This window comes from Bacillus sp. 22483 (assembly GCF_052044605.1).
Lineage (GTDB): Bacteria > Bacillota > Bacilli > Bacillales > Bacillaceae > Bacillus > Bacillus altitudinis.
The window spans coordinates 313,214-328,772 of record NZ_JBQENU010000004.1 but is presented as its reverse complement, the minus strand read 5'-3'; the positions used below and the strand labels follow the sequence as shown (position 1 = coordinate 328,772).

At 41.2% G+C, this 15,559-nt stretch carries 13 protein-coding genes and 3 pseudogenes; 2 read left to right on the top strand and 14 right to left on the bottom strand.

Annotated features, from left to right (window positions below):
* Window positions 1-51: 51 nt before the first annotated feature.
* Complete coding sequence (locus ACTJJQ_RS08890) at window positions 52-444, bottom strand: DoxX family protein (protein WP_041507688.1); 393 nt, start codon at window positions 442-444, stop codon at window positions 52-54.
* A 200-nt stretch (window positions 445-644) separates the two neighbouring features.
* Here ACTJJQ_RS08890 and ACTJJQ_RS08885 point away from each other — a divergent pair, with 200 nt between their 5' ends.
* Window positions 645-1,634 carry a Gfo/Idh/MocA family protein gene (locus ACTJJQ_RS08885; protein WP_019743561.1) on the top strand — a complete coding sequence of 330 codons (990 nt, stop codon included), beginning with the start codon at window positions 645-647 and terminating at the stop codon, window positions 1,632-1,634.
* 55 nt (window positions 1,635-1,689) lie between these two features.
* Here the strand turns inward: ACTJJQ_RS08885 and ACTJJQ_RS08880 are convergent, their stop codons facing one another.
* From ACTJJQ_RS08880 to ACTJJQ_RS08845, 8 genes and pseudogenes are all read right to left on the bottom strand, one after another.
* Complete coding sequence (locus tag ACTJJQ_RS08880; protein WP_008344162.1) at window positions 1,690-2,214, bottom strand: type 1 glutamine amidotransferase domain-containing protein; 525 nt, start codon at window positions 2,212-2,214, stop codon at window positions 1,690-1,692.
* A gap of 90 nt (window positions 2,215-2,304) precedes the next feature.
* The gene (gene tlpB, locus ACTJJQ_RS08875) at window positions 2,305-4,293 is read right to left on the bottom strand and encodes a methyl-accepting chemotaxis protein TlpB (RefSeq protein ID WP_025207884.1); all 1,989 of its coding nucleotides are present in this window, start codon (window positions 4,291-4,293) and stop codon (window positions 2,305-2,307) included.
* 164 nt (window positions 4,294-4,457) lie between these two features.
* A complete protein-coding gene (locus ACTJJQ_RS08870) occupies window positions 4,458-5,405 on the bottom strand; it encodes a methyl-accepting chemotaxis protein (protein WP_407708023.1) in 948 nt (315 codons plus the stop codon).
* A pseudogene (locus tag ACTJJQ_RS08865) lies at window positions 5,397-6,293 on the bottom strand (HAMP domain-containing protein); the annotation flags it as partial. The gene ACTJJQ_RS08870 and the pseudogene ACTJJQ_RS08865, both read right to left, overlap by 9 nt.
* 317 nt (window positions 6,294-6,610) lie before the next feature.
* Complete coding sequence (locus ACTJJQ_RS08860) at window positions 6,611-7,561, bottom strand: methyl-accepting chemotaxis protein (protein WP_370529239.1); 951 nt, start codon at window positions 7,559-7,561, stop codon at window positions 6,611-6,613.
* Window positions 7,556-8,443 (bottom strand): annotated as a pseudogene (locus ACTJJQ_RS08855) (HAMP domain-containing protein); the annotation flags it as partial. The gene ACTJJQ_RS08860 and the pseudogene ACTJJQ_RS08855, both read right to left, overlap by 6 nt.
* A gap of 282 nt (window positions 8,444-8,725) precedes the next feature.
* Window positions 8,726-9,553: a methyl-accepting chemotaxis protein gene (locus tag ACTJJQ_RS08850; RefSeq protein WP_370539193.1), complete on the bottom strand. Its 828-nt coding sequence runs from the start codon at window positions 9,551-9,553 to the stop codon at window positions 8,726-8,728.
* A 114-nt stretch (window positions 9,554-9,667) separates the two neighbouring features.
* Window positions 9,668-10,534: pseudogene (locus tag ACTJJQ_RS08845) on the bottom strand (cache domain-containing protein); the annotation flags it as partial.
* Between the two features lie 339 nt (window positions 10,535-10,873).
* On the opposite strand from ACTJJQ_RS08845, the gene ACTJJQ_RS08840 reads away from it, so the two are divergent.
* Entirely contained in the window at window positions 10,874-11,614 is a 741-nt protein-coding gene (locus ACTJJQ_RS08840; protein WP_008345763.1) for a protein-glutamine gamma-glutamyltransferase, read from the top strand.
* 21 nt (window positions 11,615-11,635) lie between these two features.
* Here the strand turns inward: ACTJJQ_RS08840 and ACTJJQ_RS08835 are convergent, their stop codons facing one another.
* The 5 genes from ACTJJQ_RS08835 to ACTJJQ_RS08815 form a co-directional block, all read right to left on the bottom strand.
* On the bottom strand, window positions 11,636-11,884 hold the full coding sequence (locus ACTJJQ_RS08835; RefSeq protein WP_035389233.1) for a hypothetical protein: 249 nt from the start codon (window positions 11,882-11,884) through the stop codon (window positions 11,636-11,638).
* 24 nt (window positions 11,885-11,908) lie between these two features.
* Window positions 11,909-12,940: an NAD(P)H-dependent flavin oxidoreductase gene (locus ACTJJQ_RS08830; RefSeq protein ID WP_440600118.1), complete on the bottom strand. Its 1,032-nt coding sequence runs from the start codon at window positions 12,938-12,940 to the stop codon at window positions 11,909-11,911.
* A gap of 14 nt (window positions 12,941-12,954) precedes the next feature.
* On the bottom strand, window positions 12,955-13,356 hold the full coding sequence (locus ACTJJQ_RS08825) for a secondary thiamine-phosphate synthase enzyme YjbQ (protein WP_008345770.1): 402 nt from the start codon (window positions 13,354-13,356) through the stop codon (window positions 12,955-12,957).
* A gap of 135 nt (window positions 13,357-13,491) precedes the next feature.
* A complete protein-coding gene (locus ACTJJQ_RS08820) occupies window positions 13,492-14,784 on the bottom strand; it encodes a hemolysin family protein (protein WP_007500537.1) in 1,293 nt (430 codons plus the stop codon).
* Window positions 14,785-14,832: 48 nt separating this feature from the next.
* Window positions 14,833-15,507, bottom strand: coding sequence for a zinc metallopeptidase (locus ACTJJQ_RS08815; protein WP_024719711.1), 675 nt, complete (start codon window positions 15,505-15,507; stop codon window positions 14,833-14,835).
* Window positions 15,508-15,559 lie beyond the last annotated feature (52 nt).

Genomic DNA, 15,559 nt, shown 5'->3' with positions numbered 1-15,559 from the left:
CACGGGCTATTTTATTAGTAAATTGTACACTACTTGATCATCATTTTGTGATCATTGTTTCAGTTTTTCTTCCAGTTTCGCAATGGACATGGCCCATCCAATCAAAATCGGTTGTCCGATTAATCTCATCCATAACAAGGCTTGTTCTGTGCTCTCTTGCCCTGGAAATGGAATCCCTTCTCTCGCAGCAAATAGGTTCGCAGGGAAAATGAGCACCAGATAGACAGCGATCATTTTTGCTGCCACAATCCTTACGTTTGGAAGAAGCAGTAAAACGGCCAGCAGCCATTCCAAGCATGCGGTGGCATAAATGATGCCATAGGGAAATGGCCATCCAGACATCATGCGGGCAAAGCCGCTTGGCTCTATCACATGAAAAACACCGGCTGCTATAAATAAAAGCGCGAATGCGTATGTACTTCCTATATGTAGGATGCGCTTCATGTTCGTTTCCTCCTCCCTCCTTCTCAAGTATTACCCGAATGAAGGAGGAAACTATCCACTTTTCGTACATTTATATTCTTTATGTAAGACGCATCAGCTAAGGTAAAGGTTTCATCCGCTTTTCAATAAAAAAGAAGATTCTTTCATACAAACGCTTTCAAAGCATGTATAATCAGAGAAAAGCAGAAGGAGGGAATGTGATGATTCGATTTGCTGTCATCGGAACGAATTGGATTACAGATCGATTCTTACAGGCTGGTGAAGGAGTGGCGGATTTTACATGTACGGCCGTCTATTCTCGGTCTGCTGAAAAAGGACAGGCATTTGCAGACAAGTATGGCATTGATACCGTCTTTACTAATTTACAACAAATGGCGGCAAGTGATGCGTTTGATGCTGTGTATATCGCAAGTCCAAACGCCCTTCACAAAGAGCAAGCGATGCTGATGATGGCGCATCAAAAACATGTATTATGTGAAAAACCATTGGCCTCTCACCGGAAAGAGGCTGAAGAAATGATTGCTGCTGCGAAAAAATATCAGGTGTGCTTAATGGAAGCGATGAAGACCACATTTCTGCCGAATTTTCTTCAAATCAAACAGCATCTTGATCAACTAGGCCCCATTCGGCAAGTGATCGCTCATTACTGTAAATATTCCTCAAGATACGATGCCTACCGAAACGGTGAGATTCCAAATGCTTTTAAGCCGGAATTATCCAATGGCTCCTTAATGGACATCGGCGTGTATCTTGTCTTTCCCATCATTTATTTATTCGGGCTGCCACATCAAATCACCGCGAGAGGCTATACACTTTCTTCTGGAGTAGATGGGAGCGGTTCATTACTTTTACAATATGAAGGACATCAAGCACTTCTTTTCCATTCAAAAATCTCAACATCTCATGTATCTGCTGAAATTCAAGGGGAGGATGCCACGATGGTCATTGATCAATTCCATCGCCCTTCTCGTATCATCATCCATGATCGGAATGGACAGCAAACCGATATTTCTATCAAAGATGATCAACCGGCTATGTATTATGAAATCGATCACTTCATTCAATGCATCAAGCAAAAAAAGGGACAGTCTCCAATCAATACATTTGCCTTATCCGTTCAAACCATGTCCGTCATGGACGAGGCGAGAAGACAAATGGGCATTATCTATCCAGCCGACAGACAAATGTAATGAGGCATTGAATGAACAAAGGGCGTTTTACAGCCCTTTGTTTGTTCGTGTGAAACTAGTTTGCCGCTAATACATCGGCAAATGCTTTCACATATGGCGGAAGGTCCGGCGGGCGTCTGCTTGATACAATATGACCATCTGTCACAACGGCTTCATCAAACCATTCCGCTCCAGCATTCGTCATATCATCTTTAATACCAGGTGTACTCGTTACTTTTTTACCTTTCAGGATACCAGCTGAAATGAGCACCCATCCGGCATGACAGATTTGTCCGATCGGTTTGCCCTTTGCATCAAACGTACGAACGATGTCTAATACTTCTGGATATCGGCGCAGTTTATCCGGTGCCCATCCCCCAGGAACGAGAACCGCATCATAATCATCTGCTTGAATGGAATAGAAGTCTGCATCTGATACAGCTGGCACTCCGTACTTCCCGATATATTCATGATCTGCTTTTTCGCCTACGAGATGGACAGTTGCCCCCTCTTCTCTTAATCGCAAAACGGGATACCATAGCTCTAAATCTTCAAAATCATCACTGACTAACGCAATGACCTTCTTATTTGATAAACGCATAACATCTCTCCTTTTCTTCGGATTTCCTCTATTGTACGAGATCATCTCTTAAAAAGAAAAGCGGTTCCCCTTGAGGAGAACCACTTTCCATTATTCACTGATCTTGAATTTTTTAATTAAGTCACGCAATTCTTCCGCCATTTGGGAAAGCGTCGTCGAAGAAGAACTAATCTCTTCCATTGATGCCAGCTGTTCTTCTGCTGATGCCGCGATATCTTGAATACTTGCTGAACTCTCTCTCGATACATCTGCAATTTCATTCACAGCTTTAGAAATTTGCTCAGATCCTTTTGAAAGCTCACGAACTGTCGTATTCATTTCATTGATTCTTGTCGCAATTTCTGCCGTTTGCTGATTGATTTGTGAGAAGCTTTCTTTTGTTTGGTCTGTAATTGATAGGCCATTTTTTACTTCTTCATTCACAGATTTGAACATATTTTGAGACGTTTCTATTTCAGAGACAATTTCTTTGACGAGTTTTTCAATCTCTTTTGCAGAATCTGATGATTGAACCGCCAGCTTACGGACTTCTTCTGCTACAACCGAGAAGCCTCTGCCTGACTCGCCCGCACGTGCTGCTTCAATGGCTGCATTCAGAGCCAGTAAATTCGTTTGATCTGCTATACCGTTAATCACACCTAAAATGTTGGTGATATCTTTTGATTTATGCTCTAATCCGTTGATCACACTTTCAGCTTCTTTCACTGAATGATCAATCGTTTTCATTTGGCCAACTGTCTGTTCAACAAGCTGTCCACCTGTTTCTGCGACTGTTTTTGATTGAACCGATGATTCTGTAATGACATCAGATGTTTGTGCAACTTCATTTAGCCCTTCGTTCATTTGTTTCAAGTGGGCTGCACTTTGTTCCACCATTTCACTTTGATTTTCGTTTCCATTCGAGAATGTTTCAATGGATGATGTAATATGTTCGGTTGCTTTTGTCGTTTGACCTGCACTTGCCGTCAGTTCTTCCGACGATGACGCCACGTTCTCAACAGATGTCTGTACAGCTTGAATGACATCTCTGAGTGACTCACTCATTTCATTAAAACTTGTACCGAGCTGACCAATTTCATCCTTTGATTTAACATCAATTTTTTCTGTTAAATCTCCTTCGCTGATCTTCTTAGAAGAGGAGACAAGCATGGAAAGTGGTTTTGTAATGGAACGGATGATAAAGAAGATGAGAATCCCGCCAATGATGAGCGCACCAGCTAATATAATGGCCGCCATGTTGAAGACTGGCTGCGCCGCTTCTTCTACTTCATTGACAAACATTGTACCGGCAATTTTCCAACCAGTCGCTTTGTTTGTTGTGAACTCCATTTGCTTTTCTTTTCCTTCAAACATATAACTCATTGAACCTTTGTCTTGTGTATAAAGCTTGTCTACCCAATCACCTGTTAATTCTGTTCCTGCTTTTTTTGTTGGGTGTGCCACGTATGTTCGATCTGGGCTGCCGATAAAAGCATGACCTTCTTTACCAATATTGATACTATTAGACTCTTTTACTAGATTCGCAATGTCCAGGTTCATGGCAATAACACCAGAACCATCCTCTAGTTTTTTAGAAATCGTCACAACAAGCGTACCAGTTGATGCGGTTGGATATGGAGCGGAAACAGACAGCTCACCGTTTTTCGCCCAGCCATCTTTGTACCAATCCCGCTCAGTTGCGACATAATCAGCAGGCATTTTTTGATTAGGATATCTTGAGAACACTTTTCCATCACTTGAAGCAACAAAGATGCCTTCTGTGTCATCATTCATGCTCATGAACTGCTCAAAGCGTCCTTGAATATCAGTCGTTCCTTTTTGCCCCAGCTTTTTCTCCGTAATCCATTTGCTAAAGAAATCGGCTGCGTCTGTTTTTACTTTTACAACCTTCGTAATGTTTTTGTCCAACTGTTCTACATTTTCCTTTGCACTTTGCATGATTTGATCATTTAAAGAGGTGCTCGCCGTATGATATGAAGAGAATGCCAATACGATAATTGGGCATAAAAGAATAAATAAGAAAGAGAAAACGAGCTTTTTTGATATCGATGGTTTTTTGAAATACTGTATGAAATTCATAAAAAAGAAAACTCCTTTTAGTAAGATAGTATATATATCGGAAGTACTACTAGGTTCTTTACTTTTTTAATTTATTAAAGTCTAGATAAGTCCAAAATACCCAAATTATGTGCAAAGAACGGAAAAACACCTGACGTCAAAACGTCAGGTGTTCCATATGACTCTTATATTTTAAATTGTTTGATGAGCTCTCTCAGTTCTTCTGCCATTTGAGATAAAGTGGCGGAAGATGAGCTGATCTCTTCCATTGATGCCAGTTGTTCTTCTGCTGAAGCCGCAATATCTTGGAAACCTGCGGAACTTTCACGTGAAAGCTCTTTGATTTGATTGACTGCTTGTGAAATATCGTTTGAGCCATGAGAAAGTTCTTGGGCTGACCCGTTCATTTGTTTCATTTGTTCTGTCATTTCTGATGTCTTATGGGTGATTTTCTCAAAACTCACTTTCGTTTCATCTGTAATGTTTAATCCAGATTGAACTTCACCTGCTACTTGTCTAAACATCTTCTGCGACTTTTCAATTTCATCTACGATTTCGTTCGTTAGGCTTTCAATTTCTTTTGAAGAGCTGCCTGATTGCTCTGCCAACTTGCGGACTTCTTCAGCGACCACAGAGAAGCCTCTTCCTGCCTCACCTGCACGTGCTGCTTCTATCGCTGCATTTAAAGCAAGGAGGTTCGTCTGATCTGCAATGCCATTGATAACTCCAAGAATGCTTGTAATGTTCTTAGATTTCTGTTCTAGCCCTGCAATCACAAGCTCTGCTTCTTTCACTGCTTGTTCAATCGTTTGCATTTGACCTGCTGTTTTTTGAACGAGCTCTCCACCAGCCTGAGCGGTTTTGCTAGACTCAATAGATGATTCCATCATATGAGAAGTCGTGTTGACCATATGTGATAAGCTTCGATCCATGTCGTTTAACTGGACAGAGCTTTTTTCGATCATCTCATTTTGATGTTCATTGCTGTTTGAGAACTGTTCAATAGATGAGGTAATATGCTCAGTCGCTTGGGCTGTCTGTCCTGCACTAGCCGTTAATTCTTCAGATGAGGCAGCAACATTTTCAATTGAATTCTGGACGGCTTGAATGACTTGTTTCAGCTTTGCCGACATATCGTTAAAGCTCTGTGCAAGCTTGCCGATTTCATCGTGAGTGCGCACCTCGATATGCTGGGTGAGATCCCCCTGACTGATTTTCTCAGCCGATTCAGAGAGCTCTATGAGTGGTTTTCGGATCGATTTAATAATAAAATAAATCGCGATTCCACCGATGACAATCGCAGCAGCTAGGATGATCATGGTTAAGTCAAGCACTGGCTGTGCGGCTTCCTTCACTTCGTTGACATACATTGTTCCCGCAAGCTTCCAGCCTGTCGCTTCATTTGTGTCATAAAACATTTGCTTCGGCTGTCCGTTGAATTCATATTCGAAACTGCCTTTTTTATTGTGATACATCTTTTCGATGAAATCGCCTGTCAGTTTCGTCCCGGCCTTTTCCGTTTTATGAGCAATGTAACGTTGGTCTGAGGTAGCGACAAACGCATAACCTTCTTGACCAATTTTGATGCTGTTTGTATCTTTCACAATCGTGTTCAATCGTACATTTATACCAATGACACCAGAACCATCTGCTAACTGTTCTGATATTGTGATGAGCAGGTCATCTGATGACTTGTCTGTAAAAGGATCTGAAATGATGAGTTTGTCATCTCCCATTGATTGTTGAAACCATGGTTCATTTTTTGCGCTTTTGGCACTGCCTTTATGAATCTCTGAATATTCAGTTAGTTTACCATTCTGATCTGCAACAAATACTTCTACGACATCGTCGTCTGTTTCCGATAGTTGCTCTAATTTCACCTTAAGTAAATCCTTATTTTTAGAGGCCAGTTCCTTTTTTTTCACCGATTTAGATAAATATGAAACAATATCAATTTTAGGCTGTACATCTTTATTGATCAATTCATTTAATTGATTCACACCATTTGCAGCGCTAGACATAATCTCATCATTGAGAGACTTAGACGCCACTTCATAGGAAAATGCGGCCAACACAAGAATGGGCACTAGGAGAATCGCTAAGAATGCAGTAATTAATTTCTTTGACATCGTAAAGTGCTTAAAAAAGTTGATTTTTTTCATGACTCTACTCCTTTTGGTTTATGATTTGGGATCATCCCCCTCTATTTTTAGGTAATACGGATTATTTTTCAAGGTGTAATGCTCGAAAACTCATCAAAATAAGCATATTTACCTATTTCTTTCGTTATATTCAGTTCAAAAAAGAACCCCCTAGCTGGAGGTTCTTTTCATTTTGTTTATTCGACTTTAAATTTGCTAATCAAATCACGTAATTCTTCTGCCATTGAAGATAGGGTGGCAGAGGATGAGCTGATCTCTTCCATTGATGCCAGCTGTTCTTCAGCTGAAGCGGCAATGTCTTGAATATTGGCGGAGCTTTCACGTGATACGTCTGCAATCTCACGGACAGCCTCAGAAACATGTGCAGATCCTTTTGACAGCTGGACAACTGTTCGATTCATTGTTTGGAGCTGATCTGAGATTTCTTTGGTCATGTCGAAAATATTGTGGAAGCTGACTTTCGTTTGTTCAGTAAAGCTTAAGCCTGATTGAACTTCTTGATTTACTGCTGTGAATACTTCTTGTGATACATCAATATCTTGAACGATTTCTTTGATTAAGTTTTCAATTTCTTTCGCTGAGTTGGCAGATTGAACAGCAAGTTTTCTTACTTCTTCTGCTACAACGGAGAAGCCTCGACCAGATTCGCCAGCTCTTGCTGCCTCAATCGCTGCATTCAGCGCAAGTAAATTCGTTTGATCTGCGATGCCATTAATGACACCAAGAATCTGGGTAATATCTTTTGATTTGCTTTCCAGCGCACTGATGACATTCTCTGCTTTTTTCACTGATTGATCAATCACGTTCATTTGAGAGGCGGTTTTTTCTACTAGCTGTCCGCCTTCTCCTGCAATCTCTGTTGATTTGATGGATGAAGCGGTAATCGATTCAGCCGACTCGTTCATGTGCTGAAGGCCTCTGTTCATTTCTTCTAACTCTTCTGAGCTTGATTCCACTTTATCATTCTGGCTTTCGTTACCAGTAGAGAATTGTTCAATGGCTAATGTAATATGCTCTGTTGCTTTACTTGTTTGTCCTGCGCTTGCGGTCAGTTCTTCTGATGAAGAAGCGACATTTTCAACGGAGGTTTGGACGGCACCAATGAGGGATCTTAATGAGTCAATCATCGTATTAAAGCCTTTACCAACTTGTCCTATTTCATCATCTGATTGAATCTGAAGTTTATCACGTAAATCACCATCGCTGACCTTTTTCGAGAAACGGGCAAGATTGGATAATCTACTTGAAATAGAGCGGACAATAAAGAAGATGAGGGTTCCTGCTACGATCAGTGTCACACTGAACACAATAATGGCTGTATTGAAAACGGGTTTAGCTGCATCCTCTACTTCTGATACGAGCATCGTTCCGCCGATTTTCCAGCCGGTTAGTTCATTGGTGACATACGCCACCTTTTTATCTGTTCCATTGAGTGTATAGCTGCCGTTTCCTTGTTTGTTTTTAAAAATAATGTTCGCCAAATTCTCACTGACTTTGCTTCCAGCCTTTTGGGTTGGATCTGCTAACACGGTTTTATCCTTCTCCATGATGAAAGCATATCCTTTTTGACCTATTTTGATTTCTTTTAGCTTTTGAATGAGGCTGTCAATTTCCATATCAAGACCAATTACCCCTGAGCCATCTTTCGTTTTTTGGGCAATGGTGATGACCATTTTACCTGTAGATGCTGCGACGTATGGCTTCGTGATGACTTGTTTACCATCAGCACTCATGGCCTCTTGATACCATGGACGCTCTCGCGGGTCATAGCCATCAGGCATTTTTTGAACTGGGTATTGCATGAACAAGCCCTTTTCTGAACCTGCATAAATGGCTGAGACATCTTTTTCATTAATTTTTCCGTATTGCTGCAATTCTTTAATGGTAGCTTTTCTATTTTTTTCTTGAAGATTAGCCGCTTTGAGATCATCTGTAAACAGGGTCACAGCCTCTGCCTTGTTCCCAATATTCTCATCGATTAAGGTATCAAATGCATTGACCTGACTCATCGCACTGCCCATAATCTGTTTGTCTAACTCTGTTTTTGATGTAAAAAATGCACTGATTGTGAGTGCGACGGTTGGCAGTATGAGGACTACCAAAAAGGCAATAACTAATTTTTTAGAAATGGATGGTTTTTTGAACCATTGGATCATTTTTCCCATTTTCTCTTTCCCCCTTTACTTCTCTAAAGTTATTATCGGATGAAAGGTTTATTTTTAGAGGGCTGGAAATGACGTTTAAAAATAAAAAAAATACCCAGACAATTCTGGATATTTTTTCATCGTTTTTTAATCAATTTTAAATTGACTTGTCAGCTCTTTTAGTTCCTCAGCCATATTGGCAAGTGTGACAGAAGAGGACGAAATTTCTTCCATAGATGCCAATTGTTCTTCAGCAGATGCCGCAATATCTTGAATGTTCGCCGCACTTTCTCTTGAAACTTGACGCATCTCCTGCATAGCTTGTGACACAAGTTTTGATCCGCTTGATAGGTCAACCGCTGTATCATTTAATTGAGTGAGCTTTTTCGACATACCTTCTGCCGCCTCATAGATGTTTTGGAAGCTTTCTTTTGCTTCTTCTGTCATCCCAAGTCCTGCATTTACTTCTCGGTTAACAGCTTTGAACATCTCTTGAGATTTGGAAATTTCCAACACAATTTCTTGGATCAGCTTTTCAATTTCTTTCGCTGAATCTGCGGATTGAACCGCTAGTTTTCTGACTTCCTCCGCTACGACAGAGAAGCCGCGCCCTGATTCACCTGCTCTTGCTGCTTCTATGGCTGCATTGAGTGCAAGTAAATTCGTTTGATCTGCAATGCCATTAATGACATTTAAAATGCTCGTAATATCTTTAGACTTGTATTCTAATTCTTTCATGACTTGTTCTGCTTCTTGTACAGATGTGTCGATATGTTTCATTTGATTCGCTGTGCTTTCAACGATACGTCCGCCTTGTCCAGCCGCTTCTGTCGATTGAATGGAGACAGCAGTCACTTCTGATGAAGTTTGTGACATACCTTGTAATCCTTCATTCATTGCGACAAGCTGATTCGTGCTAGATTCGACTTTCTCATTTTGTGCTTCATTCCCATTTGAGAATTGTTCAATCGACATTGTGATATGTTCTGTCGCCTGACTTGTTTGGCTGGCACTAGCAGTCAGCTCTTCTGAAGCTGAAGCCACATTGTCGACAGATTGCTGGACCGCTCGAATAACTTCACGCAAAGATTCACTCATCTTACTAAAGCTTCTTGTGAGGTCTCCTATTTCATCCTTCGATTTGGTTTCGAGGGTTTCCGTTAAATCCCCTTCACTCACCTTTTCTGAGAAATCAACAAGCCTTCTAAGTCCAATTGTGATGGAGCGAACGATAAAGAAGATAGCGATACCGCCAAGGATAAAAGAAGAAATTAAAAGAATAATGGCAGAATTCCAAACTGGCTGTGCTGCTTCTTCTGTTTCTGATACAAACATCGTTCCAGCAATTTTCCAACCTGTTAAATCATTTGTCACAAAAACGAGGCGTTTTTGCTCTCCTTTATTCTCATAAGTTGATGTTCCTTCTTTGCCGCTGTAAAGGATTGATGAAATATTTTCTGTAACTGCAGAGCCTGATTTTTCTTCTGGGTGAGCTACAATCTGTTTGTTTTTATTTGCAATAATTGGATATCCTTCTCGTCCAATTTTAATATCTTTGATTTTATCGACGATATCCTGAACATCAATATCAATCCCAATGGCTCCCGACCCGTCCTTCAGACGCTGAGCGATTGTGACAACCATGCCGTTTGTTGTGGCAGAGATGTATGGATTGGTGACCACAGGTTCGCCTTTTTCGTCCTGCATCGCCGCTTTATACCAATCACGAGTTGTTGGATCATAGCCTTTTGGCATGTCCACTTTAGGGAACTGAATAAAGTCACGATTTTTACTTGCTGCATAAAATCCAACTACATCATCTTCATTGATTTTACTGTATATCTCAAAATGCTCATACAGTTCGTCCTGGTTTTTCTTTTTAAAGTCTGCAGCACTGGATGTTTCGGTAAACAGTTTGACTGCGTTCTCCTTATTCAAAAGCTTTTGCTCGATCATGTCATTCAGCTCATTGACTCTTGCGTTGGCTCCGTACATGATTTCATGATCTAATTCTTCTTTGGCAATCTGATATGAAATCGTACTGAGTGTAATGATAGGCAAGACGAGAACAAGTGTGAATGAAATAATCAGCCTTTTAGAAATCGATGGTTTTTTCAACCATTTTATGATACTTTTCATGTTTTTCCTCCTTTTAAACGTTATGTTTTATATCGGACAGCTTCATATTATTTTCATGTTTTTCAAATAAAAAGGATGTCTTTTTGTTTATTTTCACAAATTGATTCCTTGCCCAAGCATCCCGCATACGCTAATACAAAAGGGGGCGCTTTTCATATGATTATCCTTTCAGGACAGCCAGTGACAAATGAGCAGCTGGCATCGTTTCAGCTAGAAGGACAAAAGCGGATCATTTTGATGCAATTACAAGCCTCAAATGATACGTTCCGTTATAGGCAGGCATCTGATTTGTTATTTGAGGTGACTTTACGATCGAATATCATGAATGCGGCAAGAGATTTGAACAAGAGCGGTGCCTCATTTGCTATCTTTCAAAGGTCCCGTGCGAATGACGCCTATTGGCGTGTATCAGAGGCCGGAGCGTTAGAACTGCGCTATCAAGTCGAGCCATCTACGGGGATTAAAGACATCTTTGAAAATGGCTCAAAATATGCCTTTGAATGTGCCACAGCGATTGTCATTGTGTTTTATATGGGAGTCCTGCAAACGGTAGGAGACGAGAAGTTCAATCGAAGACTTAGAAGTTTAACGCTGTATGACTGGCACTATGATACATTATCCATTTATACAGAGCGTGGAAATGATTTTATTTATGGGGATTGCCTATATTTCGAGAATCCAGAGTTTAGCTATCAACAGTCTCAATGGCGCGGAGAAAATGTGATTTACTTAGGGGAAGATCAATATTATGGGCATGGGCTTGGGATCTTAACAGCTGCAGAGATTATTGATAAATTAAATGCCAGAAGACGGCCAGGGGCGGTTCAGTCCGCTTATTTACTGCCGCAGACTACTAGGATGGATGTTATTTATCTCAGGCAAATGTTTGGCAGCTAAAAAAGGCCTCTTGTCTATAGGTTATGACAAGGGGCCTTTGTATGCCTTGCGTTTGCGGTAATCATGGAGCGTGCCAAGCATTTTGTTTGCTAGGATTTCCATTTCTTCTAGGTCGTTTCTTGTGACTGGAGGGTCGTGCTGATTCCATTTCACATAACGAACGAAATAGTAATGACGAATGGGGGTAAGGACGGCAGGGGAGTGCGGAAAATCATCAAATAGAAATTCAATTTGTCCTTTTTTCCGATATGAATGTTTTAAGATTTCCATCCTGTCACACCACCCATTATCAAATTATATCTGCGTGAGTTCATGCATGATTTCTTCAACGGTTAAAATGGAATGAATACGGCCAACCCCCTGACCTGCCCAAAGAGCCATTTGTTCTCGGTTTCCTGCAGCAGCTGCCGCTTTTCGCATCGGTGTTGTCCATACGTGCTGTATGGGATAGGGAAGAACCCGGTCTTCATTTCGTCTTTCTTCCTCCATCCACTGATTGACAATACCTCTTGCTTTTTTTCCAGAGAAAAGCCGTGTCATCGCTGTTTCACTGCCTTCTGCCTGTAACAGCGCCTTTTTGTACACATCTGCCGCAGCACTTTCTTGACTCGCTAAAAATCGTGTCCCTATTTGAACCGCATCTGCTCCAAGTGCTAGTGCTGCTTTCATAGTGGTCCGGTCTGTGATCCCTCCAGCGGCGATCAATGGGATATGACAGACAGACTTGACATCACTGATCAGGCAGAAAAGTCCCTGCAGAGCATCTCCCTTTGAAGGTAAGAAGGTGCCTCGGTGCCCTCCTGCTTCGCTTCCTTGAAGAACAATGGCATCCATTCCTTTTTCTTCTAAAAGCAGTGCTTCTTTTTTTGTTGTAGCTGTTCCGATGAGAAAGATCCCCTTTTGTTTCAGGTGATGAATTGTTTGTTCGTTTGGACAGGCAAATGTAAACGACACAGCTGGGACTTCTTCTTCTTGAAGAATCTTGATTTTTTGTTCATAGTCCTTCCATAATTCTTCTTCTCTAGGGATCATCTGTGCTTCTTGTATGACAGGCAGCCGGTCTGTCCAAAATGATACATCTTCTGTTTTCGTTTCTGAAATGGGTTCAGGAACAAACACATTCACTTGAAATGGACGAGATGTCAGCTGTTTGACCTGTCTGATTTGCTGCCTCATCTTTTCTGGCTGTACATAACCACTTGCTAAGCTACCGAGACCGCCATATTGTGAAACAGCGGCGACAAGCTGCGACGTCACCGCTCCTCCTGCCATTGGTGCTTGGATGATGCCATGTTCAATTTGAAGTAACGCTGTGAATTCTCCCATCTTCTCCCCGCTCCTTACTCGTTAGTTGACACCTGTATATAAAAGTGACGATGTCTCGGTCCGTCAAACTCACAAAAATAGATTCCCTGCCACGTTCCAAGCACAAGATCACCATGATGGACAAGAACGTGCTGAGATGCCCCCACATAACTAGCTTTCATGTGTGCTGCTGTGTTGCCTTCCATATGACGATCTTTTGGATGTTCCCACGGAAAGACTTCGTCAAGCCGGCGCAGCATATCTCGTTTGACGTCTGGGTCGGCATTTTCATTAATGGTGATTCCAGCCGTCGTATGTGGACAATAGACCATAACCGTTCCGTTTTGAATCCCAGTTTCCCGGACATATTGCTGAACTTCATGGGTAATGTCTATCATGTCATCGTGTTTGTCTGTTTGTACGTTGATTTTTTTCATTTCTCTGCTCCTTTTGATCATGTCTATAAAACCATACCCTTTTTATGTGAAACCAATCACTGCCGGTTGGCAGAAACAAATCTTCTTACCTAAAGTTTACCAAGCAAAAAAACCTCGTCAATAGCTCCGAGGTTTTTAGGAAAAGTGAACCTTTTTTACTTCTATGGTTCGAATATGATGATCTTCTGCATCGACAATTTTAAATTCACAGCCTTCTGCTTCAATGATATCTCCAATGTCAAAATCAATTTTATGCGTCATCATCCACCCTGCAATTGTATCAACATCATCATTTTCAATCGCTAAATCCAATAAATCATTTACTTCATCGATCAAGGCTTTCCCATCCATCACATAATGAAAGTCACCTTTTTTCACAATATGAGGGGTTTCATCTTGATCATATTCGTCCCGAATCTCCCCCACAATTTCTTCTAATATGTCTTCAACTGTGACGAGACCTGCTGTTCCGCCGTATTCATCTACAAGCACCGACATATGAATCCGTTCCTTTTGCATCAAAATCAGCAGTTCTTGAACCGGTGTACTTTCAATGACACGAATAACAGGGCGCATTAAGTCTTCAATGGACACCTCTTGATTGAGAAAACTTGCTTTAAATACGTCTTTGCTATTGATCACACCAATGACATGATCTTTATCTTCTTTAATGACAGGATAACGTGTATACCTTTCGTTCAGCATATAATGCGTCACGTCTTCCAAGCTCTGTTCAATTTCAATGGCAGAGATTTCTGTGCGCGGGATCATGATCTCTCTCGCCACTCGGTTATCAAATTCAAATATTTTATTGACATATTTGTATTCAGATTGGTTGATCTCGCCCTTTTCGTAGCTTTCAGACAGGATGAGACGCAATTCTTCCTCACTGATCGCCACTTCATGTTCTTTGACAGAATGAAAACCAAATAATTTCACAATGCCTCGTGCAGCCCCATTTAATGCTTTAATAAACGGATACATGACTTTATAGAAAAAAATAAGAGGTTTTGCCGTCACAAGACTGACGGCTTCTGCCTTTTGAATGGCAATCGTTTTGGGAGCAAGTTCCCCAACGACAACATGCAAAAACGTAATGATCACAAAGGCAATGATAAACGATATGATGTCTGTCAAAGCGGAATGAAGCCCTGCCTTTTCAAAAAGCGGATGCAGGAAATGTTCCACTGTCGGCTCCCCTAACCACCCTAAGCCTAATGCCGTGATGGTAATACCAAGCTGACAGGCAGATAAATATTCATCAAGGTTGGTTGTCAGTTTCTGAACATGAATGGCTCTCTTATCACCGCTTTCAATCAGCTGATTGATTTTTGAGCCTCTAATTTTCACAATCGCAAATTCAGTGACAACAAAAAATGCTGTCGCAGCAATGAGTAATAGGACTAAAAATACGTTTAAAATATACAAAAAAACCCTTACCTAACACGGGTAAGGGCTCACCTCCTCTGGCGTCAATTAATCATTACGGCCATTTAGGAAGATCATTACAAAACGGAGCAATTCAAACAGGGAGACAAGGGCCGCTGCTACGTACGTAAGAGCTGCGGCATTTAACACCTTGTTCACGCCTCTTTCTTCACTGCTTCTAATGATTCCTTCTGAAACAATGATATTCTTTGCACGAGAACTTGCGTTAAACTCAACAGGCAATGTCACTAGCTGAAAGAACACAGCAGCTGAGAACAAAACGATCCCAAGCCCGATTAAGTTAAGGCTGCCGAGCAATAATCCACCTAGGAAAAGAAGCGGGGCAACACCAGATGCAAAGTTCACGACAGGGAAAATCTTATGTCTCAAGACAAGCGCACCATAGGATTCCTGATGCTGCAAGGCATGTCCAACCTCGTGTGATGCGACTGAAATGGCCGAAATGGAATGGCCATAATACACTGGTTCAGATAAACGAACCACACGCTGCGTCGGGTCGTAATGATCAGTCAAAGTTCCTCTTACCGGTTCAACGGGTACGTCGTATAACCCGTTGCGATCTAAAATATATCGAGCGGTTTCAGCACCTGTTTTCATACTGGCAGCTTCAACCTTTGAATACTTTTCAAAATTATTCTTTACTTTAAATTGTGCCCAAAAAGACAATCCCAATGCGGCAAATGTTAAAAAATAAAAAAACAGCATGCTCATCAGCTTCCTTTTTATTTTATATATTTATTTACAATTTTAATGA